Source organism: Bacillus sp. NSP9.1 (assembly GCF_000465465.2).
Lineage (GTDB): Bacteria > Bacillota > Bacilli > Bacillales > Bacillaceae > Bacillus > Bacillus sonorensis_A.
This window is the reverse complement of sequence record NZ_CP048273.1, coordinates 1,282,516-1,308,124: the sequence shown is the minus strand read 5'-3', so window position 1 is coordinate 1,308,124 and position 25,609 is coordinate 1,282,516. Positions and strand designations below refer to the sequence as shown.

The 25,609-nt window shown below is 45.9% G+C and carries 22 protein-coding genes; 4 read left to right on the top strand and 18 right to left on the bottom strand.

Annotated features, from left to right (window positions below; translation table 11 throughout):
• Window positions 1-357: 357 nt before the first annotated feature.
• From M654_RS06750 to M654_RS06735, 4 genes are all read right to left on the bottom strand, one after another.
• Window positions 358-951, bottom strand: coding sequence for a class D sortase (locus M654_RS06750; RefSeq protein ID WP_026586163.1), 594 nt, complete (start codon window positions 949-951; stop codon window positions 358-360).
• Window positions 948-4,481 carry a 5'-nucleotidase C-terminal domain-containing protein gene (locus tag M654_RS06745; RefSeq protein ID WP_026586162.1) on the bottom strand — a complete coding sequence of 1,178 codons (3,534 nt, stop codon included), beginning with the start codon at window positions 4,479-4,481 and terminating at the stop codon, window positions 948-950. Before M654_RS06745 ends, M654_RS06750 begins: the two co-directional genes overlap by 4 nt.
• A 113-nt stretch (window positions 4,482-4,594) precedes the next feature.
• The gene (locus tag M654_RS06740) at window positions 4,595-6,610 is read right to left on the bottom strand and encodes a PAS domain-containing protein (RefSeq protein ID WP_026586161.1); all 2,016 of its coding nucleotides are present in this window, start codon (window positions 6,608-6,610) and stop codon (window positions 4,595-4,597) included.
• A gap of 177 nt (window positions 6,611-6,787) precedes the next feature.
• Window positions 6,788-6,958 (bottom strand): hypothetical protein, encoded by a 171-nt coding sequence (locus M654_RS06735; protein WP_163170553.1) that lies wholly within the window; start codon window positions 6,956-6,958, stop codon window positions 6,788-6,790.
• Between the two features lie 286 nt (window positions 6,959-7,244).
• On the opposite strand from M654_RS06735, the gene M654_RS06730 reads away from it, so the two are divergent.
• On the top strand, window positions 7,245-7,904 hold the full coding sequence (locus tag M654_RS06730; RefSeq protein ID WP_077737144.1) for a spore coat protein: 660 nt from the start codon (window positions 7,245-7,247) through the stop codon (window positions 7,902-7,904).
• A 1,004-nt stretch (window positions 7,905-8,908) separates the two neighbouring features.
• Here M654_RS06730 and M654_RS06720 read toward each other — a convergent pair.
• Window positions 8,909-9,490: a YhcN/YlaJ family sporulation lipoprotein gene (locus M654_RS06720; RefSeq protein WP_026586160.1), complete on the bottom strand. Its 582-nt coding sequence runs from the start codon at window positions 9,488-9,490 to the stop codon at window positions 8,909-8,911.
• A 142-nt stretch (window positions 9,491-9,632) separates the two neighbouring features.
• Between M654_RS06720 and M654_RS06715 the strand changes: the two genes are divergently transcribed.
• Both M654_RS06715 and M654_RS06710 read left to right on the top strand, forming a co-directional pair.
• Window positions 9,633-11,423, top strand: coding sequence for a S9 family peptidase (locus tag M654_RS06715; RefSeq protein WP_026586159.1), 1,791 nt, complete (start codon window positions 9,633-9,635; stop codon window positions 11,421-11,423).
• A gap of 54 nt (window positions 11,424-11,477) precedes the next feature.
• A complete protein-coding gene (locus tag M654_RS06710) occupies window positions 11,478-11,837 on the top strand; it encodes a hypothetical protein (protein WP_026586158.1) in 360 nt (119 codons plus the stop codon).
• A 39-nt stretch (window positions 11,838-11,876) separates the two neighbouring features.
• Here the strand turns inward: M654_RS06710 and M654_RS06705 are convergent, their stop codons facing one another.
• Window positions 11,877-13,262, bottom strand: coding sequence for an L-cystine transporter (locus tag M654_RS06705; RefSeq protein ID WP_035427961.1), 1,386 nt, complete (start codon window positions 13,260-13,262; stop codon window positions 11,877-11,879).
• 367 nt (window positions 13,263-13,629) lie between these two features.
• Here M654_RS06705 and cspB point away from each other — a divergent pair, with 367 nt between their 5' ends.
• On the top strand, window positions 13,630-13,830 hold the full coding sequence (gene cspB / locus M654_RS06700; RefSeq protein ID WP_003155376.1) for a cold shock-like protein CspB: 201 nt from the start codon (window positions 13,630-13,632) through the stop codon (window positions 13,828-13,830).
• A 115-nt stretch (window positions 13,831-13,945) separates the two neighbouring features.
• Here the strand turns inward: cspB and M654_RS06695 are convergent, their stop codons facing one another.
• The 12 genes from M654_RS06695 to M654_RS06640 all read right to left on the bottom strand — a co-directional run bounded on the left by M654_RS06695 (window position 13,946) and on the right by M654_RS06640 (window position 25,603).
• A complete protein-coding gene (locus M654_RS06695; RefSeq protein ID WP_026586156.1) occupies window positions 13,946-14,887 on the bottom strand; it encodes an ABC transporter permease in 942 nt (313 codons plus the stop codon).
• Complete coding sequence (locus tag M654_RS06690; RefSeq protein WP_026586155.1) at window positions 14,880-15,803, bottom strand: ABC transporter ATP-binding protein; 924 nt, start codon at window positions 15,801-15,803, stop codon at window positions 14,880-14,882. The genes M654_RS06695 and M654_RS06690 overlap by 8 nt, the downstream gene beginning before the upstream one ends.
• Before the next feature lie 33 nt (window positions 15,804-15,836).
• Complete coding sequence (locus M654_RS06685) at window positions 15,837-16,541, bottom strand: ABC transporter ATP-binding protein (protein ID WP_026586154.1); 705 nt, start codon at window positions 16,539-16,541, stop codon at window positions 15,837-15,839.
• On the bottom strand, window positions 16,531-16,911 hold the full coding sequence (locus M654_RS06680; RefSeq protein WP_026586153.1) for a GntR family transcriptional regulator: 381 nt from the start codon (window positions 16,909-16,911) through the stop codon (window positions 16,531-16,533). The genes M654_RS06685 and M654_RS06680 overlap by 11 nt, the downstream gene beginning before the upstream one ends.
• Window positions 16,912-16,914: 3 nt before the next feature.
• Window positions 16,915-17,682, bottom strand: a complete 768-nt coding sequence (locus M654_RS06675) for a hypothetical protein (RefSeq protein WP_026586152.1) — start codon at window positions 17,680-17,682, stop codon at window positions 16,915-16,917.
• Window positions 17,683-17,811: 129 nt separating this feature from the next.
• Window positions 17,812-18,156 (bottom strand): hypothetical protein, encoded by a 345-nt coding sequence (locus M654_RS06670; protein WP_026586151.1) that lies wholly within the window; start codon window positions 18,154-18,156, stop codon window positions 17,812-17,814.
• A gap of 13 nt (window positions 18,157-18,169) precedes the next feature.
• Window positions 18,170-18,700, bottom strand: coding sequence for an NAD(P)H-dependent oxidoreductase (locus tag M654_RS06665; protein ID WP_026586150.1), 531 nt, complete (start codon window positions 18,698-18,700; stop codon window positions 18,170-18,172).
• 18 nt (window positions 18,701-18,718) lie between these two features.
• The gene (locus M654_RS06660; RefSeq protein WP_051290399.1) at window positions 18,719-20,284 is read right to left on the bottom strand and encodes a DHA2 family efflux MFS transporter permease subunit; all 1,566 of its coding nucleotides are present in this window, start codon (window positions 20,282-20,284) and stop codon (window positions 18,719-18,721) included.
• 64 nt (window positions 20,285-20,348) lie between these two features.
• Window positions 20,349-20,981 (bottom strand): HlyD family secretion protein, encoded by a 633-nt coding sequence (locus M654_RS06655; protein WP_026586148.1) that lies wholly within the window; start codon window positions 20,979-20,981, stop codon window positions 20,349-20,351.
• A gap of 302 nt (window positions 20,982-21,283) precedes the next feature.
• Window positions 21,284-22,453 carry a sporulation protein YhbH gene (gene yhbH, locus M654_RS06650; protein WP_026586147.1) on the bottom strand — a complete coding sequence of 390 codons (1,170 nt, stop codon included), beginning with the start codon at window positions 22,451-22,453 and terminating at the stop codon, window positions 21,284-21,286.
• Window positions 22,454-22,603: 150 nt separating this feature from the next.
• Entirely contained in the window at window positions 22,604-24,499 is a 1,896-nt protein-coding gene (prkA, locus tag M654_RS06645; protein WP_026586146.1) for a serine/threonine protein kinase PrkA, read from the bottom strand.
• Window positions 24,500-24,904: 405 nt separating this feature from the next.
• Window positions 24,905-25,603: a hypothetical protein gene (locus tag M654_RS06640; protein WP_026586145.1), complete on the bottom strand. Its 699-nt coding sequence runs from the start codon at window positions 25,601-25,603 to the stop codon at window positions 24,905-24,907.
• Window positions 25,604-25,609: the final 6 nt, after the last annotated feature.

The following is a 25,609-nucleotide window of genomic DNA, read 5'->3' as shown; positions in this document are numbered from 1 at the left end:
TTAAAACAGATAGCACATGCATTCCCTCTATAGCCTCGCTTTATCTCTTATTTGACAAGGAGCTCATATATACAAGATTGTGTGGAATGGGCAACGATGATTTTTACAAATAAGGAAGAAACTCGTCAGAGAATCACTTATCATCATCTCTATAAGATTGCAAAAGAGGTGGTTCGAATCGCTGGGGCGAACCAAAGGATCAGTCTTCATTGGTTCCGACATACGTTCGTTACGACAATTCACAAAAGAACGTATCACTGTCACGGCACCGCTGCCGGATGACTTGAAAGATGAAGGCAGATGACTGTTCGGCACGGTTGATTAAACGATAAAAAAGGCTGTCCATCAAGGACAGTCTTAAAGCGGCTTTGCATAAATAATATAGCGCTTGGGCGCATCTCCGATGTAAGAAAACGGGTAGCATGTCGTCAGCAGCAATTCTTCTTTTTCGTGCTGCAGGGTGATAATCGATGTATCTTCTTTGTCAACGATTTTCATGTTTGTAATCCGGTAATCAAAGCTGCCGTACGGCAGCTCAATATTCAGTCTATCGCCTATTTCGAGCTCGCCTGTTCGCCGAAAAACCGTATCCCTGTGTCCCGAAAGGACAATTTGCCCGTTTTGCTTCGGATAGTAGCTGTCCTTATAATGGCCGACTCCTTTTTCCAAATCATCCGGGCTCGTTCCTTCGACAATCGGCAGCTCGGCTTTCAGCCGGGGAATATTTAAAATGCCCACTGCCTCGCCCGTTGCGGTTTGCAAGGAATCCGGCCCCGTCTCCGCTGAAGAGCTTGCATCGGAATCCCTCGGCTTTCCCGCTGCAACCGCTTCTTTTGCTTCTGATAGAGAAATACCTGTCTGTCTGTTCATATCAAATATCTTCCATCCGCCATAGCCGACAATCATCAGGCCGGCAGCGATCAGAAAGAGCGAAAAAAACTTGATTTTCATCGTTTTGCCAATCTCCTTTTCCATCCATAAAGAATCATGCCAATCAAAATGAGCAGGAAACCGTACAGCAATGTGTTGTAAAGGCTTGTTGCCGTTTGCGGCAGTAAATGTTCCTCTCCCGTTTTTTCAAGCGCTGGCCGAAACGGTCCGCCTGTTTTTGATCCGTCACGATCCGGCTTATCAGCATGATCGCGAGCGCTTCCCCCATCTCCCGGAACCGCGGGCTGTCCGCCGCCGGCCGAATCCTCACCGCTTCCCGGCGTTTCTCCGTTATCAGGGTCCGCTCCATTTCCAGGCGTTTCTCCGGGATGTGAGGCGTCTTCGACCATTTTGATCCGCCCTTCTTCTTCATAGGCGATCGGATCCTTAAAGCTTTTGACAAATGCAACGGTGGCTTCGATATCTTCCGGCCCTGTCACCGGATTTTTTCCCAGCTTGGAAATCGGCAGATATTTGCTTCCGGAAGCAGAGGCCATAAAATCGTTGACCGTCACTGTATAAGTCCGGTCTTTTTCAATTGGCGAGCCATCCTCAAGAAAAATGTCGACCGCTTTGTTCGTTGCAGGATCCCATGTATATGTAAAACCGCTGATGCTGTAGTCCGGACCGTATTGCGGTGAAATCTGTGCATCGATGATGTCATACAAGTCCCGGCCCTTGATTTCAAGCCGAACGAGAACATTTCCGAACGGCTGGATATTGAATAAATCGCCCCATGTAATCGGCCCTTTTTTTAAATCTTGGCGGATGCCGCCGCCATTCATCAAAGCGAAATCGGAGTTCATCGCACGTCTCATCCCGTCGGCGATTAAGTTCCCGAGCGGTGTGTCGCCGTCATTCGAGTATCCGCCGGCCATATCATGCGCCGCTACACCGACTTTTTCACTGATGATCGGCTCAACCATTCGTTCGTATTTTTCTAAAATCTGACCCACGGCGGGATCGGGGCTCAAGCTTTCCTGGCTGACATATTCGATATCGGCCTTCTTTTTGACAATATCTTTTGTCTTCCGATCGATTTCAAGATCGATGACACCGATCGCTTTTCCGTATTCATATGCTTGCACAATTAAAATATCATTGACTTCGCCGTTGACGACTTCATGGTTGTGACCGGCGAAAATGATATCCACCTCAGGATCTGCCTGTTTGGCCAGTTGCGCTGATTCTCCTGTGATGGTTGTACCGCTCTGGGCAGCTGTCATATGGGCGAGCACAGCGATTGAGCGGATACCTTTCGCTTTCAGTTCTGCAGCGGTTTGATTGACCGCCTTTACCTCATCGGTGAATTCAATCGTCTTAATGCCATCCGGCATGACCATATCGGCGGCAGATCTGGTCACAACTCCGATAAAAGCGACCGGAATCCCTTCCACTTCAGCAATCTCATACGGGGGCAAAAAATTCTCTCCGCTGCCTTTCATTTTACAGTTGGCACAGACAAGCGGAAAATCCTGGCCGTCATAGCCTTTCGTCCCTTTGCCCTCAGGATGTTCACCGCCGTTTAACATCCGCAAAAGCTCATTCGTCCCTTCATCAAATTCATGATTTCCGACAGTCCCTATATCAAAGCCGATTTCCTCCATGATCTCAACGGTCGGCTCATCCTGAAGCAGGGAAGACACCGGAGAGCTTCCGCCGATCATATCTCCCGCATGAACGAGCAGCGTGTTTTTCTTTTCCGCTTTTTTTTGTTTAAGAAGAGCAGCCGTATAATCCATTCGCCCAAAGGTTCCGTCAAGGAGGCCGTCGCCATTGATATCGAGCTGATACTGCTGGTCGATTTTGCCGTGTAGATCATTCATGCTTAACAGGCGCAGGGAAAGGTTTCCGCTTTGCTCTTTTGTCCGATAGCCGGCCGCTTCAGCTTCCTCTGAAGAAGCAAAGAAAATTCGTCTCTCCACAGGAACGTCGCGCCATTTGTCAGGTGTGACGAATGTTTTCTCTGCGGAGTCTCCGACATACCTCGTCAGCCCTTTTCCCTGCTCTCTTGCACGGAATTCAAACGGTAATTCTAAAAGGGGATCATCAAGGTTCCATATGCCGAGGTGCTCCGCTTTTGCCTGCTTGACAGCGCTTTGAAACAATTCGTAATCTTTTTCATTGCCGATTGGCCAAATAAAATAGGTCGAAGCCAGCCCTTTTTTGACCATTTCTAAATTCGTGTTTAATCCGTCGGCTGTGATGACTTGGGCAAGCAGCCGACCGTAGTCGTCTTTCGCTTCTTTGCCTACTTTAATCGTCACTTTGTCACCCGGTGACAAAAGCGACTTCAAATATTCTTTTGCCACGGTTCCGTGTCTCAGCTGATTTTCATCCAAGTCGTTTTTCGGCGTATGATATGTTTCAGGGGTGTCTATATTGACATAGCGGACCTTTGTCGACCCCAATACCGGCTCTTTTAAATGGATGGTATCACCGTCGATCACGCGGTCCACAACGCTTTCATATTCCCCTTCAGAGACGGGAGGAGGATGGCCGGCATCGTCAAGCCTTTTGATGTCTTCCGGTTTTCTCGGCAAGAGCTGCAGCGTATCATAACGGCTTAAAATGCCGGTTATGTCATACCATTGCCCTTGTTCGAGTTGTTTGACCGCATTTGTTTCTTCCATCACCCGCAGTGTGAGCGGATGATAGTGTTCATCAATCATCGTCATGTTGTAGCCGCCGCCGGCAGGCGTTTCAGGTTTTGACTCTATATATCCTTTCAGTTTGACGAGGCGCCCTTCGTTTTCATCTGCTTTTGCATCATTCTGCAATTCTTCAATCGTCAGCTGAATAGGCTCGGGAAGCGCCGCTCCTTCACCTGTTACCACGAGGCCTGACGGTTCGGGAATGATCTCCGTCAAGCCTCGATAGGCTGTGATTTTCCCCGTAACCGAGACGATCATCCCTTCTTTCAGTTCGGGAAAATCGCTTTGTGATGCGGAAAAAATATTGATTCCAGCTGTTTCATCCTGGATGAAGGTTGACAGCTTTCCGCCGCCGATCGCAGCCTGATCAGCGGTGACGACCCCGCTGATTGTAACGATTTCATTCATTCGCTTGCGGGCGTCCGCTATCGTTTTTACAACGGGCTGGGTTGGAGGCTGGTCAACATCTGCAAGCTGAATGGATTGAACGGACTTTAAACCCGGGGAGTTAAAGTATGAAGAAAGTTCACCTTCTATCGTTAGTTTTTTTCCAAGGAGATTTGGATTGGTTTTCAGCCCGAATTGGTTTCTGAATGATGCGGGAATTTGCACGGGGAGTATATTGGCCGGCGATGTTTCTTCTTTTCGGTCGGCGATCGCCAAATTGTAATCATTCGCAAAATTCCCTGTGAAATTGTATTTTCCTTTAGAGACCGTGTGGCCGACGACATAGCCTTCAACACGTGCATGCCCTTCATTATGTTTGATGGCATCTTCAACCGATATCGGTGCCTCCGCCCCATGAGCTGTGCCGGCAAATGGTGCCAAAAAAGACGAAGCCAGAAAAATCGCAATGACAACACAGGATATCAAACGGCCTTTCAGTAAATGAACCATTAATTCGCCTCCTTATTTTGCTTTTCATCAAATGTATCTAATATTTATAAAGCTGACATCAAGTTTTTGTAAAAATTTCAAAAAAGAATGAGAATCGAGGTGGCCTCAGGTTCTCATTCTTTAATCGGAAGCTTCAATTTCACTTTTGTCCCTTTGCCTTCTTCACTTTCAAAACGGATGCTTCCTCCGTGATTTTCAATGATTTTAAAGGTGACCATTAGACCGAGTCCCGTTCCTTTTTCTTTCGTCGTGTAAAATGGCTCTCCCAGCTTTTCGAGAACTTCTTTGGAAATCCCCTTGCCCTGATCTTCAAAAATGATGAATACGCTGTCTTTCTCCCGGTAGGAACGAATGGAAATGACACCTTGGACATCTTCCATTGCTTCGATCGCATTCTTTAAGATGTTTAGAAATACTTGTTTCAGTTCGTTTGTGACCGCGAGAATCTCAGGAAGATCACCGCTCAGTTCCTTCTCGATCCGCACGCTGTTCAAGACCGCCTGGGACTCCAAAATCATGCAGACATCTTCGACGATCGTATTGACCTGCACCGGATCATATGTAGCAGATTTCGTTTTCGCCAAGACGAGAAACTCGTTGATGATCGATTCAAGTCTGATAAATTCGGACATCATGACTTCCGCATAATCTTTTTGATATTTTTTGCTCTGGATCATCAGCTGGAGAAACCCTTTCAGGGATGTAAGCGGATTGCGGATTTCATGGGCTATCCCTGCTGCCAGCTGTCCCACGGCTGAAAGCATCTCCGATTTCATCAGCATTTTTTCAGACTGCTTCTGATTTGTGATATCCTCCGAAATCACCATCACTTGCTGAACGTCGCCCTCGTGGTCTTCAACAGGAACGAGCGAGACTTGCTCCCACCTGTCTTTTCCGTTATTATCACGGCAGTGCAGTTCACCTGACCATGGATTTTTTTCTAAAACCTGCTCCCAGAAGCCGGCCAGATCGGAGCAATCAAAATGTTCATGATACAGGTTAAACACATTTTTGCCGCTGATTTCTGCCTGCTCTTTTCCGATCAGCTGACAGAACCGTTTATTTGCATATTGCACAGTTCCCTCAACAGAAGCCATTAATATGTTCGCAGGACTTTGGTCGATCGCCTGTGAGCTGATATGGAGAGCCTCGTTCGTCATTTTCAGCTCCGTGATATTGGCAAATGTAATGACAACCCCCTCCACTCTGTTTACCGCCTTACGATAAGGTATGATTTTGACAGCATACCATTCGCCGGCAGATGTGTTCCATTCTTTTTGAATCGTCCTGTTTTCTTCAAGCGCCGCCTTCACACCTTCTGCATATGCTTCGTATTTGAGCCGGTTTCCCAAAACTTTCGCGGAACTCCCGATATCCCGCTTGTCCAGCTCAAACATATGAGCCGCTTTCGGAGTGAACAATTTCAATTGAAGGTGCTGATCGAGAAAAACCGCGGCCGTATCTGTATGGATCAGCAGATTGTCCATCTCTTTTTTGATGGTGTTCAGCTCGCGGATTTTATTTTCATACGCCTTGTTGACCTTCATTAATTTCCTGTTTTTATTTTGTAAGTTCTGATTTGCGGCTATCAATGCCTCATTGGACGCTTCAAGCTCTTTTATCGTTCGCTGAAGCTGCTGATCGCATTCTGATGTTTGTCCGCTGTCTCCTGCGCGTCTCTCCTCGTGTGCTTTTTCGATTAAAAGTACGTACAGCTTGTGGTATTGACGAAAGTAACTTTTTAATGTCAGATGAACAAAGGAAAGCTTTCCGCTTAAATAAATCGGAACGTTTTTGAGTGCCGTCTCCCTCTTTTCTTTTTTCACCCGCTTCAAAGCCGCATTGATCTGCTGTGCCAAACTGGCGGGAAACGCTTGGTCGATGCTTCCTTTTGGACATGTTAAATATGTTTGCGCGCGATTTGAAGATGCTACAATTTCTCCCCTGTCGTTTAGAATCGTACAAGGACATGCATACTGGTCGATTAGTGACAGGTAAATATCATCCATTCTGTAGAAATCACTCAGTTCGTTGATTTTTTTATATGCTTCCAATTGCACCTTTGGATACAAAGCTTCATCATCACTTAAGCCTGACATTTTTCCAACCGTCTCGCTTGAGCCCAGCATAAACATCCTCCTTTTCTAAGTGCAAAATAAAAAAGGGAAATCCTTTTTTTGCATTTTCATGGTGATAATAAAAACCTTGGCAGCTGAAATCATTTACGGAGGGAGAATCCTTTACAGAACACACGCAGGGGCAATAAAAGAGCCTTTTTGGAATGAAGTTTCCCAGCAAAACAATCGTTAAAAAAGCCGGACGCTGTTTCCTTTTGGTCCAAGTTCCGTCCCTTTCTTTAAAGACCTTGAGCTACAGCTTTTTCCGCCATACATCCGGCAGCCGTTTTCGACTTTCAATACGACATTGTTTTTTCGGGCTGTGCCGTGATTTGCTTTAACAAGCAGCGTCTTACTCATACAAGTGATTCCAAAACCGGCCTGAAGTCGGGCAAGAACTTAAGTTTTATGCCAAGTGAATTTGATTACCGCCACATCAACCTTTGAATGACTCATGTTCCCGGATTTTTAATCGCCAGCAATGTCTTATGGAAAAGACCCTATAATATTTTCTTCTGACATATCCTATTCGACGGTTAGAATAAAATCCCTTTAAATCCAATTTGTCGAATATGCTTTTTTGAATAAAAACATTGTCAAAAACAAAAGATAACGTTTGAACTAAGTTTAAGGAGGATACCAAAGAATGGAACAACCAAACCAACAGCAGCAAATGCAAATCAATCAGGGCAATGAAGGAATGCAGCACATGAATCACGGAGGCCACGAGGTTTTTGATATGCACGAAGTGCTGTCAGGAATGATCGGTACTCTGGAGCAGTACATGATGTTCAGACAGCAAGTGAAGGATCCCGAGCTGCTCGATATTTTAGATAGACAGCATCAATTTATTACGTCGCAGTACAATCTGACAGTAGAGTGCTTCCGGACGGGGCAAAAACCGAGCCAGGAAACGGCGACTTATATGATGAAGCAGGATCGCCAGTTTGTTTACGGCTTGAAGAACACCCAGCCTAAAACGCCGAAGCAGTCTCCTCAACAAATCGATGACGCCTGCATCAGCAGCTTTATGCTCAGCTTAATGAAGACATGTTGTTCCTCTCTTGCCATGGCAGCTCCCGAGGTGACGAACCCTGTCTGCAGAAGGGTGCTTGCGGACCAAATTCCTCACTATATCGAGATGGCTTATGAAATCTTTCTTTACCAAAACAAACACGGCTATTACCAGGTGCCTCAACTTGCTTCTCAGGATATGCAAAAAATGCTTTCGGCTTACGCGCCTGCTCAAGGTCAGATGCAGATGCCTCCAAACAACGGCCAAACGCAGCAGAGACCGATTCATTAATCACAAAAACGGCATTGATATAATGATTCAATGCCGTTTTTCCGTATTTTTGTGTAAAGTCGTTTTCGAACTCGCTTAACTCCTGATCCACAGCAGCCTTAAACCCGCTTTCAAAATTGTTTCGCTCCGCTGTTTTCTCCATGATTTTGAGAATGATTCCCTCCCCTTTTCGGGCCACAAGTTCTTCAATAATATAAAAGCTCTGCAAATAAATATCCGTCTCATCATCATCGCGCGCTTGTTGCCACTGCCGATCCGACTTTAATTTTCTAAAAGGAACGACTGTCGCCAGGTTCCGGGCATAAGCCTCATCATGGGCTGCGGCCCATTCTGCGACCCCTTCGTGGAACCAGAGGGGAAATTGTTTAGGGCTTGCGTTCAGTTCCCGAAGCTTTTCGTGGAATGTAAAATGGGTATATTCGTGAATCAGCACCCGCTTATAAAGAAAGACGGCGAACCCCTTTCCATTCAAAAGCTGCTTTTTTTCCTCCGGGAGCAGCCCGATCATTCGCAAGTTTTCTGAATAAAACCCGGTAATATCCTTTAACTGTGAAAATGACTCCATTTCTTCTCTGCTTGAAAAAAAGATCAGGTCCACTTTGTCTGAACGGAGATTGCCAAAAAGTGTTCTGCTCACGGCTTCTGCATCATCAAGCGTCTCTTTTGTAAGATGCAAAATCGATTTTTCCGCCTCTGAATGATAAATGCTGACATTTCTATGGACGGTCATCTGCAACGATGCTTTCAGTTTTTCTTTCTCTTCAGAAACAAGCGCTCCCTTCTGGAAGCCTTGATTTGAGATGATAAACATGATGAATAACAGAGCGGATAGAGCCCCCGCTGCGATGAAAACAAAGGCTGCTTTCAACTCTCCCGTCACCGTTTCTCCCTCCATCCGCAAAAAAGGTTCTCTTTATAACACTATGCCGTGATGGATGAAAAGTAACCCGGGATGAAAACAGCCGACAAAAAAAGCCGCACATTAACGTTGCGGCCTTTCGTTTTTATCTTTGCTGAGGAAAAATTCTGTTGATCGTCTCGCCAAACTCGTCAAAAATGCCTTCAATCGGTTCACCGTTGTTGATCCTGTCTCCATAATTTCTCATGCGGTCAACAAAATCCGGATTGGCTGAAACAAATACATTGTCGATGCTTTTGTCTGTTTCTTTCACTTTCTTGGAGATTTTCTCCTTCAAATCGCCGGTGACGTCGCCTTTCGGATTGCCTTTCAAGACAACTGCCACATAAGCGTTGTTGTCTGTCACAATCACATTGGCGCTGCTGACTTCTTTCAGTTTTGCTACTTTATCTGCTACATCATCGGCAGATTCCATGTTATTTCCATTATTATTGTTCCGATTGTCCCGGTTGAGATCGCGGTTGTCCGTGACATTCATCCGGTTATTTCGATCATTGACATCATTTACGTTTGTTCCATCATTCAGATTATCTCTGTTGGTCACATTTTGAAGCGCATTATCTTGATTGCGGCGGGCATTTTCGCCTTGGTTCGCCATTCCGCATCCCGCAGCAAACAACAGCGGAAGAAGAAAAGCGATGATTGCGCCCTTTTTTAGGTTGAACATTTTAATTGCCTCCTTTTTTGATTTATGTTTAGGTTTATCTTTTCCATCTGATTTATTCGTCCTAGGACGTATTTTTTATACCCATATTTTGTTATGATCAAAGAGTATCGATCTATACTAAACTGAGGAAGGTGTTTGAAAAATGCAAGGTGCCAAAGAATTATTTCATGTTTTTCGAATTGCAGACTTTGCCGTTCACCCAGAGGAGACGCAGCTTATCTTTGACACAAACATCAATGGAAAATCAAACTTGTGGGCGATGGATCTTCCCCACGCATATCCATATCAGCTTTCATTTTTGAATCAGAACACACAAGGTATCGCCTACAGCAAAGACGCATCTGTCATTGTTGCTGGGTTTGACAATGATGGAGACGAACGAAGCGGGCTTTACAAGCTATCGGCAAAAGGCGGTGAGCCCGTGCCGCTAAACGGAAACAAAACGGACCGCCATTTTGAACCGATACCGGCAAACCACGCAGTGTACTACACGTCAACGAAAGATAACCCTACATTTTTAAATACATACAAATGCGACCTTTTGACAGGCAAGGAAGAGCTTGTTTTTGAAGGAAAAGGCGGGCCATCCATGCTTAGCGATGTCAGCCCCGGTGAAAAGGCGGTCAGCATCCTTGTCTCCTATGTCAACAGCCATTGCGTCTGTATGGTCCAGACTGAAAAGGGAGATATCACAACGATTGTTCCCGACAAAGAGAAGCCCCACATGGTCTATTCATCCTTTTTCACATCAGATGACGAGCTGTACGTCACTCTCAACTACGATTCCGAATTTACATATCTTGCGTCATACACCATTTCGTCCGATACATTCACCCCGGTTCTTTCAATTGACAAAACGGAGCTGACATCGATTCACCCCGATCCGAACGGGAAATATCTCTACCTCATTGGAAAAAAAGGTGTGAAAGATGTGCTGTATGAATATGAGACAGCGACCGGAGAAGCAAGAGAGATCGCGTCTCCATGCACATCCATCGCCAAAGTATGCTGTGTGAAATCGGGATCGCTCTACTTGTTGGGATCTACCCCGACCCGGCCGGCGAACATTTATGTGAAAAGCCGGAACGAAGCAAACTGGCGGCAATTGACTAAGCACATTGTTCCGGGTTTTAGTGAAGACGAGCTGTCATATCCGGAAGTCGTCACATATCCGTCGTTTGACGGCTTGCCGATCGAGGCGATGCTGTTTAAGCCGGCGGCAAGAGAAGCAAACGGCTGGACGATCATTTGGCCGCACGGCGGACCGCAGCACGCGGAACAATTCATGTTCTATGATATTTTTCAGATCGCAGCGAAAATGGGATATCAAGTATTTATGCCGAATTTCCGCGGGTCTGCAAATTATGGCTATTCATTTTACAAAATGGTGGAACAGGATTGGGGAGGCGGGCCGCGGCTCGATATGGTGAACGGCATCGACTGGCTCATCGAAAAAAACCTTGCCGACCCTGACAAACTGTATTTAATGGGCGGCAGCTATGGCGGTTATATGGCTCTTTTACTGCATGGAAGGCATCCTGAATATTTTCGCGCCGTCGTTGATATATGCGGAGTCAGCAACCTGTTTTCCTTCGCCAAATCCGTTCCTGATTTCTGGAAGCCTTTTATGGAAAAATGGGTCGGCGATCCGGAACATGATGATGAAAAGATGAAAGCCGACTCCCCGATCACTTATTTGCAAACGATGACGCGGCCGATGCTGATTGTTCAAGGAGCAAACGATCCGCGCGTCGTCAAAGAGGAGTCAGACCAGGTCGTCGACCAGCTGAAAGCCTGGGGAAGGGACATTGAATATATCGTCATGGAAAATGAAGGACACGGTTTTTCCAAAAAAGAAAACAAAATCAAGGTGCTCACCGCGATTTTCAGCTTTTTTGAAAAACACCGGCAAACTCAGACGTCCAAAGCATGAAGTATAAAACATGGGAATCCCGGGGATGGTAAACGTAAAAAGGAGGTTGATCCTTTGTTCAGACGAAGAGCAGGAATCCATCCCGCTGTATTGGTTTTGGGATCTGCTGCATTAACCGCGGCATTCTCCCCTGAAATCCGCAAAAGAGTCACAAACATGTTTTCCAATTGGATGGGCGGACAACAGCGTGGAAGTGATCAAAAGAACGCGATGTTGAATCCGGCTGACTTGATCAAACAAGCATTCAATCCGGGAGGACAATCACAGACGCAGCAGAGCGACAGCCAGTCAGGCCAAACAGAGAGTCAGAATCACCAGCAGGCTTACGGCCATATGACGTCAGCTCCGGTCAATGTCATGAGTGACGAACCGGCAGGTCAGACCATGTACAATACAGATCAGACGTATTCATGAAAAAAACCCGCACAGCGCCATAAACTGTGCGGGTTTTTGCTACATTTCAGCTTCAATAATATTTGTTCGGTCATGGTACGTATCGGTTTCAAGCTCTTTTGTCACCTTGCTTGTCACAAGACCGGAAGTCATGCTGCCGCTGACATTGAGAGCCGTCCGACCCATGTCGATCAGCGGTTCTACTGAAATCAACAGTCCTGCAAGGGCAACCGGCATATTTAAAGCCGATAGGACGAGAAGCGCCGCAAATGTCGCCCCGCCTCCGACGCCGGCCACACCGAACGAGCTGACAGCAACGACGGCGATCAATGTGAAAAGAAATGACGGATCAAGCGGATTTTGACCGATCGTCGGCGCGATCATAACCGCAAGCATGGCCGGATAAATACCGGCGCAGCCGTTTTGACCGATCGATAAACCGAAGGAACCGGCAAAGTTGGCGATTCCTTCTGGAATGCCCAGGCTTCTTTGCGTTTTGATGTTCAATGGCAAAGCACCGGCACTGGATCTAGACGTGAAGGCAAAGACAAGCACCGGAAATGCCTTTTTCACGTATGTGACCGGGTTTAATCCGCTGATTGTAATCAGCAGCAAATGAATAATGAACATCACAATCAGCGCCGCATATGACGCAATCACAAATTTGCCGAGTTTAGCGATACTGTCGAGGTCGCTTGTCGCAATCGTTTTTGTCATAATCGCTAAGACACCGTAAGGCGTCAGTCTTAAAATGAGCGTCACAACACGCATCACAATCGCATATATCGCATCAACGATTTTTTTGAAAAGTTCGGCCTGTTCAGGCTGTTTTCTCTTCACGCCAAGATATGCGATACCGAGAAAGGCCGCAAAAATGACAACAGCGATTGTTGATGTCGGTCTTGCTCCGGTAAAATCTAAAAACGGATTTCCCGGAAGGAGCTCAACAATTTGCTGGGGCAGTGTTTTGGCCTCCATGGCTTGGGATTTCTGCTCAAGCTCGGCACCTCTTGTCGCTTCAGCCGCCCCTTGGTCAACATGGACGGCCTGAAGGTCGAAGGAAAGCGCGGACGCAATACCTACAGCGGCAGCGACAGCCGTCGTCGCAATCAAAATTCCGATGATCAGCCCGCTGATTTTTCCGATATTATTGGTCAGTTTAAGCTTTGTAAACGCCCCTAAAATCGAAATGAAAACAAGCGGCATGACGATCATCTGCAAAAACTTGACATAACCGCCGCCCGCAATATTGAACCAGTCAGACGTTTGTGTAATCGTTTCTGAAGACGAACCATATATAAAATGCAAAGCGAATCCATAAACAATTCCGAGTCCAAGAGCGGAAAATACCCGCTTAGAAAACGAAACATGCTTTTTTTGCATCATATAAAGGAGCGCCATCAGAAAAAGCATGACGAGAATATTAATAATCACAAAGAATGTCATAATAGCAAAAAGCACCCCCAGAATTTTTTTACATTAAAAAACTATAGTACAACAAACCTGATTGGTCAAGTAGGAATTACTCAACCAACCGGAAATGGGCCCGTTTTTATTGAAACGTGAATTCTCATATAAAATTCTCCATTTAAAGACCATGTCATGCCGAGTGTTTCAAATTCTCAAGCTAAATTCACTTTTTCAAAAAAATTTTTGAGAATCAGTTGTAATTTCGCTTAAACACTGGTAAAGTAAAGGTAATTATTTTTGTTCGAACTATCTTTAAGAAGAAAGTTTTGTAAGAGTTTTCGTCTTGGAAGTTTTTAGAGCAAGAATAGTGAATTTAAGCGTTATCGCTTTAGGAGGAAATTTCATGCTAGAAGGTAAAGTAAAATGGTTTAACTCTGAAAAAGGTTTCGGATTCATCGAAGTAGAAGGACAAGACGATGTATTCGTTCATTTCTCTGCTATTCAAGGCGAAGGCTTCAAAACTTTGGAAGAAGGCCAATCTGTTTCTTTCGAAATCGTTGAAGGAAACCGCGGACCACAAGCTGCTAACGTAACAAAAGCATAATAAAGAGCACGGCTCTTTATTCAAGACTGCTGACATTGTCAGCAGTCTTTTTATTTCTCACAAAAAAAGCACAACGCCTAAAAAATCGCGTTATGCTCCTTGAAGCAACACCGGTTTATGAGGCGATGTCTCTTTTCGTAAACACGCCAAAAGCCAGCACTTGAAAAATGATGTAATACACCGCCAGCACCGTCACCGAGAAGCCGAGCGTCATGCCGGAAACAAGCGGCTCCCCGTCAAAGTATTGGCTTAGGTCTGTGTTTGCAAATAAGATGTATTTCACCCAGTCGAATTTCAGCGAGAGAAGATTGGTTGCCGTACCGCCAACGGCCAAAAGGAAAATGGAAATACCTACTGCAAGCGAACTGTTTCTAAAAACCGCTGAAATCATAAAGGCCATCGTCGCCATCATCAACAGCGAGATTGATTTCATCAGGTAGCCCACGCCCAGATGCAACAACAGGTTCTTTTCTTCAACACTTCCGTCGACATACGCCAAGTGAACCTGGCTGCCGTCACCCGCTCCGAATAAAGCAAGACCTGTTATCCCTGCGCTTGCATACAAAATGACAAGCAGTGCCAAGCCAAAAAGCAGGACCGTTATATATTTCGCCAGCAAAATTTTAAAGCGGCTGATCGGCCGAATCACCAGGAGCTTCACCGTCCCCCAGCTGAACTCGTTGGCGACGATTCCAGCCGCCACCGTAATCACAAACAGACCGGTCAGGGAGATCACATCTCCGGCATCATTGATAAACGACATCGCCGAATACTTTCCGTCTTCCGGCATATCGTGCTTGATCCGATACTCATTAATCGCGATCGACCTTTCATAGTTTTTTTCAAGTGTCGGATTGTTGACCCCTTTCAGCTGTTCCTTCATATTCGCATTTTCCTGCGCCAGTTCCTTTTTCCAGTCTGTGTTTGGATCTGCCACTCCGCTCGTTTTCGCGAGAATGCCCAATCCAATGACCGATAACAGCAATATCCCGATCATGACGTATGTTCCTTTTCGGCTGAAAATCTTGATCCATTCATTCACGATAAGCTTAAACATACTGAGCCTCCCCTTTTTCCGAGGTAATTTCCAAGAATCGGTCTTCCAATGATTTGTTGATCGCCTTCACTTCATATAAACGGATGCCGCTGTCGGTCAAGTGTTTGATGAAATCAGGGACTTCATCTTTGGACAGGCTGAGTTCGATCCCGTGTTCGACTTTTTCAATGCGGCTGTCTTTAAACCCGCCAGCTTCGCGGTAAAGGGCGTCTCTGTCATCAGCCTGGATGAAATAACGCTTTTTCTCATCAGCCGCAGGACCCTTCACAGATTGAATGTTGCGGAGCTTTCCGTTTTGAATGATGGCAATCCTGTCACACATCAGTTCCATCTCCGACAGCAGATGGCTTGATACGATGACGGCCAGACCTCTTTCTTTCGTCAGCCTTCTTAAATAGTCACGGATTTCCCTGATGCCGGCCGGATCAAGTCCGTTTGTCGGCTCATCGAGAATCAGGAGCTTTGGATCGTGCAAAAGGCTTTGTGCGAGTCCGAGCCGCTGCCTCATCCCCAAAGAATACGTTTTGACCTTATCATTAATTCGATGTTTCAAGCCGACGAGCTCAACGATTTCATCAATTTTCTTTTTCGTCACCCCTTTTGTCATCCGCGCGTATTGCTGAAGGTTTTGATAGCCCGTTAAAAACTTGTAAAGCTCGGGATTTTCGACGATCGCCCCGATATGTGCAGCCGCCTTTTCAAAATTGTCTTTTACACTGACACCGCACACCGCGATCTCGCCGGCGGAGATCTTCATATGGCCGACAATCATCCTGATCGTTGTCGTTTTACCGGCGCCGTTCGGTCCGAGAAAGCCGAAAATCTCGCCGGCGTGCACATCAAAGCTCAAACCGTCGATAATTTTCCTGCCTCTGATCGTTTTTGAGACGTTTTTTAATTGCAAAAGTGTTTCCACTGTGTTTTCCCCCCGTCTTTTTCATATGCAAACCTAGTGCGCCTTTTCTAAAATGAGCTCCTTAAACCATGTTAAAAGCGACATCCCTGATTCTTCCCGAAGCTCTTCGACATCCTTTTTCTCTTCAATCCGCCCATTTAAGACAACGATCACCTCATCCAAAATCTGTTCGATTTCCTTAATCTCATGCGTAGCGATGATGACCGTTTGCTTTTCCAGGTCAAGATATGTGAGAAGGCTCTTCACAATCGACTCTCTGACTAACGGATCAAGCCCTGACAGAGGTTCGTCAAGCAGCACGACCGAAGCATCGCGCGCCAATGTCAACACGAGCTTCAGTCTGCCGCGGTTCCCTTTGGAAAGCCTGCTGATCTTTTTATCAGGGTCAAGTTTCATTTCTTTTAAAAGATCAAAGGCCTTATCAGCTTGAAAATCGGCGAACTGGCTTGCGTAAAAATGGATCATATCCTTTACTCGGAAAGGATCATAAAACATGTCAAGCTCGGTTAAATAGGCGATATGTTTCGTCATATTCCGGGCTGCCGGCTGCCCGTCGATATACACGGCACCCGAATTCGGAAACGAAAGCCCGGTGATCAGTTTCAAAAGCGTTGATTTACCGCTGCCGTTCGGTCCGGCCAAGCCGTAAATTTTCCCGGGTGTAAGCGATAGATTGGCATCTTTGAGCGCATAATCTCTGCCGTACTTTTTCGTGACATTTTTCAGCTCAATGTTCATTTGGATCCCCTTTCTGAAGATAATGGTTCAGTTCTGACAACATGTCTTGTTTAGACAAGCCGAGCTCTTCCATGCTCTCCACAAATTGACCGATGACCTCCAACCTCATCTCACGCTTTAAATCATCGATGACTTCCGTATTTTCCACAACAAAGGTTCCCTGCCCCCTTCTGCTCTCCACGACACCCATCCTCTCCATCTCATTGTAGGTTCTTTGAATCGTATTCGGATTGACCTGAGTCTGAACGGCCAGCTCGCGAACGGAAGGCAGCTTTTCTCCCGGTTTGATCTCTCCGCGGACCATTTGTTTAAACAGCTGTTCGGCGATTTGCCTGTAGATCGGCTTAGAGGCAGAAAAATCATTGGCCATTCTCTACACCTCGACTCTTCTATCAAGTAATTTGCCCGCAAAGTAGAAAAGACTAAGAGCTAAAACTGTGTAATACACCAGGAGAACACCCGGTAGATCAATTTGAGAAAATGTAACCGTCCAGCGCGAGTCTTGATAGTGCAAATTGAAATTCGCTTTTATAGGAATCGTCCAAAACCCCTGTACGAACTGGAAAAGACCGCTTTTTGCTATCATCCACTCCAACCATCCATAAGCATTGTAGATCAACACCGGAACAAGCCAGCGAACTTTCTTGATGGCCGGAAATTTTCTAAGCGATTCATAGATCGTCCACAGGAACATCACCCACGCTGACAAAAACAATGAGCTTAAAAAGACGACAATGTTGACCAAAAGCAAATCCGAAACGGAAAACAAACGGTCAGCAAGAGATTGCAGGACGCCTCTGACAATCAATCCGAAGATCACGAGAATCACCTGCGAAATCAATTGGTAAACGGCGGCTGCCGCCAGCTTTGACAGCAATAGAACCGCTCCATTGTTCGGATTGTAAAGCCATAGCTGTGTTTTCCCCTCCAAACGAAGCTGAGTGATCATCATAAGCGGACAAAACAGACTATGAAACAATAAAATGGTTGCAAATGCCCCAAACAGCGCCATCGGTTCGTCTATATAACGGGCAAACACAAAGCTTGCAATAATCGCACAAATCAGAATGAATATCCAAGTCACAGACCAGAATCGTGAGATGCGCAAATCTTTTTTTAATAAACCGCTGAAAGATTTCAAAAGCAATAGCCTCCTCTAACCATCATGTGTACTACATGAATAGTACACTAATACAAAATGAAAAACAACCAAAAAAGCAAAATTCCGCATAAAAAAAAGCAAATCCGCTGTTATCCAGCGAATTTGCCGTTAATCTTGATCCCTTTTCTGCATGGATTTCAAAGCATTGCGATAATCCATGTCATTCATATCGTTTTTCGGAGCCCTAGTTTGTTCCGCCCTTGGTTTTTGCAATTTTTGCAGGATCTCACGGTATGTTTGATCATTCATGACATCCCGATCATCTTCTTCGGAAGTGCTTGGCGGCATCTCCTGCTCCCGATCTTCCTCAACCGGGGATGCGTCCAATGCGGCGGTGCGCTCCTCTCCAATCTTCTGAGGCTCTTCTTTTCCGGAGGATACGGAGCGCACATTAAACACCACAAGACCGATAATAACGATGACTGCAGCTATAATGGTCAATATAATGGTCATGGTAAACCGCTCCTTACTGTCCTGAGGCAACGCGTTCAGTCACTTGTGCGACTCGTCTGCCCAGCGCCCGGCCCAGCTCAAGCCCTTCTTCTGCAATCAATTCATCGCTGTCGACAGGGCATGTAATACCCGCGCCGTAATAAGATCCGTACAAAGCATTTTCAGGCACATTTCCCGGCAAGCCGACAATCATCATGCCTTGATGAAGCATCGGTGTGATGAGGTTGAGCATCGTCGCTTCAAGTCCGCCGTGAGTCGTCGCTGTTGTACAGAAAACCGCGCCGATTTTGTTGATCAGCTTTCCTTCCGCCCAGAGATAACCAAGCTTATCAATCCATGCTTTTAAACCGGAACTGATCGTGCCGAAATGTCCCGGACACCCCCAGATGATGGCATCCATGTCTTCGAGCTTTCTGACATCAGCCTGGCTGACATGATCGATCAGCACTTCCGCCGCTTCATGTTCCCCGGCGCCTTCTGCAATGGCTTCAGCTAATTTTTTTGTATGATCGCCTTCACTGTCATACACAACATAGATTTTCATATGAGAACCTCCTCATCCTTAAGATTCTTTTGCTTCCTTCGGAGCCGGCAGCAGTGTCAGCTCTTCTTTATTCCGTTTCTTGCGGTCCTTGTCTTTTCTGACATCCCGCAGGAACAGGCTGAGTACAAGACCGACGACACAGAAGCCCGCTGCCCACATAAATGCATCGTTGATACCCATGACATTGGAATTGAGCTGGGCCTGTCCGGTCAAGTATTTCACAACATATTGTTGTGCCTGTTCGAGCGATATATGCATCGATTGCGCTGTGGACTGAATCGTCGATTGCAGCGTATGCATGAATGACGGATCAGCCGTATTGGTTTGATCAGCGAGCGCAGCATAGTGGAATGTCGTGCGCGTTGTATAAATTGTCGTGATCAAGCTGGTTCCGATCGAACCGCTGATTTGCCGAAGCGTATTCGACATAGCCGTTCCATGGCTGTTCAGATGCTTCGGAAGCTGGTTCATACCGGCTGTCATAATCGGCATCATCAGCATTGACATTCCGAAGGCGCGAATCGCATAAATCACGACGATATGGATATAAGGCGTATCAATGGTAAGGGTCGTAAATTCATAAGTCGTCACGACGGTAATCAATAAACCGACGATCGCAAGCGGTCTCGGACCGACTTTGTCAAACAGGATACCTGATACAGGTGACATTAAAAGCATAACGATCGCGCCTGGAAGCATTAATAATCCCGACTGCAGTGCGGTAAATCCGACAAGGTTCTGCAAATAAATCGGAATCAGGAACATCCCGGCGTATAAAGCGACCGTAATGATGGCATTGATGACGCTTGACAATGAAAACATGTCATATTTAAACACCCTGAAATCAAGCATCGGCTCTTTTGCTTTCAATTGCTGGATGATAAAGGCGATAATGCCGATCACACCGATGACAACTGTAGAAAGAACAACCGGATCATCCCAGCCGTCGGTTCCCGCTTCACTGACTCCGTACAGCAATGAGGCAAAACCGATGATTGAAAGAAGCGCACCGGCGATATCAAGCTTGATTTTTTTCGGCTCTGTCATATTTTTAAATAAGAAGAAGCCGAGAATGATGACGATAAGTCCAATCGGTACGAGAACGTCAAACATCACCCGCCAGCTGTAGTTTTCAATAACCCAGCCGGATAAAGTCGGGCCGACAGCCGGGGCAAACATCATCGCCAGCCCGAAGATGCCCATCCCTTTCCCGCGGCTTTCCGGAGGGAAAATGAAGAGAATCGTCGTCATGACCAGCGGCTGCAGAATGCCTCCGCCAGCTGCCTGAATGAGGCGGCCGATCAGCATCGTTGAAAAGTTTGGCGCCAATCCGCAAATGAGCGTCCCGACCGTAAACAAGAACATCGCGCTTAAAAATAAGCTGCGGCCGCCAAAGCGCATAATCAAGAAGGCTGACAAAGGAATCAAAACACCGTTGACCAGCATATATCCGGTTGTCAGCCATTGAATCGTTGTGGCGCTCACATTAAATTCGGTCATTAAGTGCGGCATCGCCACATTCAGCAGCGTCTGGTTTAAAATGGCCAGAAACAAACCGGCCATTAAGATAACAAGCAGTGACATGTTTCCTTGTTTGTTTTGAGAAGCCACTTATGACATCCTCCTTTCGTTCGTTTTTTTCCCCTGGCTATTTGGAAATTTTCACAGATGCGTTCATTCCCGGCAGAACTTTATCAGACGGGTTTTTGATGGAAATTTTCACAGGCACTTTCTGCGTTACTTTTGTGTAGTTTCCGCTTGAATTGCTTTGGGAAAGCAGATCGAATGTTGAATTTGTCGCATAGCCGATTTCTTCCACATTTCCTTCAAATGTCGTGTCTGAATCACCGTCAACGACGATATCCACTTTGTCGCCTTTTTCAATATCTTTCAGGTCGTTTTCTTTAATGTTTGCTGTAATGTACAGGTGGTTCATGTCGATCGTTTTAGCAAGCGTTTGTCCGGCTTGTACGCTCTGGCCTTCTTTTGCTTCATTTTTGACAATCGTTCCGTCCATAATGGACTTCACATCAACTGTTTGTTCACCTTTGATTTTTGCTGTTTTTTCATCTTTGGAAACCTCTGTTCCTTCTTTGATGTCCCAATCCGTCAGCTTACCTGATGCGGGCGCTGTAATATCAGCCATATCCCCTGTGACATGGGCTTCATCTGTTTTCACATAGCTGATGCTGTCATAATAGAAATACGCGCCTCCTGCAATGATGGCAAGCACGATGATGAGTCCGATAATATTCGTGGCAATTAAACGTCCTTTGCTCATGTTTGATTTCTCCTTCCGAATTCTTATATTTTCGGCGAAACCGGCAAGCGGCCCGCACACAGTTTGCTTTGTTCCTCTTTCCCGCCCAGCCTGAAAATGCGGACGTGTACTATACTTGGTTGTTCATAACTGAGCAAGGAAAAACGGAATTCTGAAAAGCGATTACACCTTTACAAAACAACAAAATTAATAGTTAACAAGATTAAATATTAGTTAAAGTAAACAAAAATGTCAACAGCCTTGCATCAAAAATTTTTAATTAAATATTTTCCACATCAAAAAACCTCCGGAACCGGAGGCGTTTACGTATATTGATGCCGTTCTTCATTGCTGAAAAAGCTTTTCAGCGCCTGAAATACATCGGCTTTTTGCTTGAGAACATAATATTTGAATTTTTCATTTTTAATATTTTTATAGGCTGACATTAAAGTTGAATGCCTGTTGTACTGATTGACTTCCCCGTAGCAGAATAGATTGGCCTTCTCCATAATGTCGCCGACGAGCTTAACACATCTCGGATTGTCAGATGTTAAATTATCGCCGTCGGAAAAATGGAACGGATAAATATTGTAGCGAGTCGGATGGTATTTGTCGGCGATCAGCTCGAGCGCTTTTCGGTATACGGATGAACAGATCGTCCCGCCGCTTTCCCCTTTTGAAAAAAAATCTTCTTCAGATACGACCTTCGCTTCTGTATGGTGGGCGATAAATTCGATCTCAACCGTTTCATACTTTGTCCGTAAAAAGCGTGTCATCCAAAAGAAGAAGCTTCGCGCCATATATTTTTCCCAGACGCCCATACTGCCGCTCGTATCCATCATCGCCAATACAACAGCCTTTGATTCCGGTTTGACGGAATCGTTCCACGTCTTAAATTTCAAGTCTTCAGGAAAAATCGGATAAAACGACGGTTTTCCGGTCATTGCGTTTCGCTTAAACGCGGAGAGCATCGTTCTTTTTTTATCGATGTTGCCGATCAGACCCGTTTTGCGAATGTCATTGAACTCGATATCCTGGACGACGATGTCGTCGCGTTCTTTCTGCTCCAAATTCGGCAGCTCCATTTCGCTGAAAAGCGCTTCTTCCAGGTCCATGAGGGAAACCTCAGCTTCATAATAATCCTCGCCGGCCTGATCACCCGCTCCCTGGCCTTTTCCGGCGCCGCTTCGTCTGTCTGAGCCGTCCCTTGCGACGATGTCACCGACCTGGCTGTCTCCGTCTCCCTGTCCGGCGTGCTTGTTTTTATCATAATTATAGCGGATTTTGTATTCATCCAATGAACGAATCGGTATTTTCACGACATCTTTGCCGTTTGACATGATGATGCTTTCTTCTGTGATAAGATCAGGCAAATTGTTTTTTATCGCATCCTGCACCTTTTTCTGATGGCGCTGTTGGTCATCATACCCTTTTCGATGGAGGGACCAGTTTTCCTGAGAAATAATAAAATGGCCGTTGTCTTTATGGGACATGAATTCCCCTCCTTATTGATAAATCCCTGCTTGATGAAACCAGCCTTAAAAAATGTTTATTTTTATCTTATGCGGATGGCGGACGACTTTTGACAAACAATTGTGAAAATGGGACAGAAGAACCCGCCCTTATTCCGGACGGGTCTTGATCTACCGGTTTAATAAGCTTCCTACATATTTTAATAGCTCGTTTGCGCTTGTTGAATTATAGCCGTGTTCATCGATGAGACGGGCGACGACTTCGTTGATTTTTTTCAGCTGCTGTTCATCAGGCGTTTTGGTTGATGTCGTGATTTTGACCACGTCTTTTAAATCGGCAAACAGCTTTTTCTGAATGGCTTCTCTGAGCCGTTCGTGCGAATTGTAGTCGAAACGCTTCCCTTTTCTCGCATAAGCCGAGATCCGGATAAGAATTTCTTCACGGAATGCTTTCTTGGCGTTTTCAGAAATGCCGATCTGCTCCTCTATCGACCTCATCAGCTTTTCGTCAGGATTCATTTCTTCGCCTGTCAGCGGATCGCGCAGTTTGATTTTATTGCAGTACGCCTCGACATTGTCGAGGTAATTGTCCATTAATGTTTTGGCTGATTCTTCGTAAGAATAGACGAAGGCTTTTTGAACTTCTTTTTTCGCCATCTCATCATATTCTTTTCTCGCGGCGGAGATAAAGTTCAAATAGCGTTCACGATCTTCGGCGGAAATCGAAGGATGCTGATCAAGCCCTTCTTTTAAAGAGCGAAGGACATCGAGCGCATTGATCGACTCCATGTTTTTGCGAATGATCGTCGAGGAGATTCTGTTGATGACATAACGCGGATCAATCCCGCTCATCCCCTCATCAGTGTATTCCTTTTTCAAATCCTCGACATCGACCGAATTGAAACCTTCAACACTTTCCCCGTCATAAAGCCTCATCTTTTTGACAAGATCAATATCGGAGCGCTTCGGCTCCTTCAGTCTGGTGAGAATCGAAAACATTGCGGCGACTTTCAGCGTGTGCGGGGCGATATGGACATCTGACACATCGCTTTCAGCAATCATCTTCTCGTAGATTCGCTCCTCTTCCGACACTTTCAAATTATATGGAATCGGCATGACGATAATCCGCGAATGGAGCGCTTCATTTTTCTTATTGGAAATAAATGAGCGGTATTCGGTTTCATTCGTATGGGCTACGATCAGTTCATCCGCCGAGATGAGGGCGAACCGTCCCGCCTTAAAATTGCCTTCCTGTGTGAGGGACAAGAGATGCCAGAGGAACTTCTCATCACACTTCAGCATCTCCTGAAACTCCATCATGCCTCTGTTGGCCTTGTTTAATTCGCCGTCAAACCGGTATGCCCGCGGATCGGATTCCGATCCGTATTCAGCAATTGTTGAAAAGTCAATGCTCCCCGTCAGATCGGCAATATCCTGTGATTTCGGATCGGATGGACTGAACGTGCCAATCCCTGTCCGTTTATCCTCGGAAAAAAAGATTCTCTCAACCTTCACTTCTTCAATTCTTCCGCCATACTCTTGTTCGAGCCGCATCATATTCAGCGGGGACAGGTTGCCTTGAATACGGATCCCGTATTCTTTATAAAAATCCTCGCGCAGATGTTGAGGGATTAGATGAAGCGGGTCTTCATGCATCGGACATCCTTTAATCGCGTAGACTGCGCCTTCATCGGTCAAGGAGTAAGCTTCAAGTCCTCTTTTCAGCATTGTGACAAGCGTTGACTTTCCGCCGCTGACAGGCCCCATCAAAAGCAAAATTCTTTTTCTGACATCAAGGCGTTTGGCGGCCGGATGAAAATATTCTTCCACAAGGCGCTCCAAAGGCTCTTCAAGCCCAAACAGCTCCTTGTCAAAAAAGCTGTATACCTTTTTTCCGTCCTTTTCTTCAATACCGCTGTCTTTTATCATATTGTAAACGCGGGAATGAGCAGATTGTGCGACAGCCGGATTTTCTTTCACGATTTCCAAATAATCAGCGAAGGTTCCTTCCCATTTCAGACGCTGTTCTTCCTCTCTATACTGTTCAATCTTTTTTAATATATCCATAAGAACCTCCTATATGATGATTAATGCAAGGTGCCAAGTGACTCACTGTTACATTCACTGTATGCGGAGATGTCCTTTTGCATGCTTTTCATCTTCAAATTGAAAGTACTTCCTCGAATTGACAAGTGCGGTGCAAACCAGTCATAATAAAGGCAGATAAGCTCGGCGCGCACAAGACAAATCCGCGGGACCGGCTAAAACGCAACACGTGCTTGATCGACAGCAAGGGAAAAAGGATGGAAAGGGGGATTTTGTTGAAGACATTGATCATGATGGGGGTCATCCTCACATTTCTCGTGTCTATTTTCACCGCCGGGTATGAAAGTAAGCCCGGAAAGAAAAATTAGTAAATGAAAAGGATGGCGAATTCACGCCATCCTTTTTCTATAACATAACACTGTTCCATTAACTTTGTTTATTATCCTTTACTTCCGATTTGGGTGAAACCTGATAATCGCTTTTGTATTCAACGGTTTCGATTTCACAGCCAGGGCCGATATGGACGCGGTTTCCCCTGACGATCCGAGCGGCCGTATTTTCAAGATAGATGTCGTCTCCTTCTATTACTCCGGCGTTCAGAAAACCGCCGTTCCGCTTAAATATCCCGCGTTTATTGACGACTTTTATATTCGTCCCGCCGATATCTCCAATGCTGCTGCTTCCAAACCTTAATCCGATGTCAATTACACCGGCGTTCAAGAGACCCTTCAATTCAACACTCCCCTGTAAAGTAAACTGCTCCGCTTCACAGTCGCCTTTCACAATCAGCGTGCCTTTGACATCACATCTGTCACAAGCCATCTGTCCGCCGACGGTAAGGACGCCCTTCACAGTTGCTTCACTGATTTCGGCGTCGCCTTCAACATCAGCCGTACCGTAGATTTTCGCCTCTTTTGCTTCCAGGGCGCCGGCGACCTCAGCCTCTCCATGGACGCCGAATTTTTCGATTTTTGCCCCTCCAGACACAGTGCTTGTGCCGTATGTGCGAAATTTGGAGCAGACAAGATCCCCGCCGATCGTTCCTTCTCCTCTGATGACGACATGCTGATAATCACCGCCCGCTGCACAGCCGGATCCGCTAATTTTCAAGCTGTTTTTTTCCATTTTTAT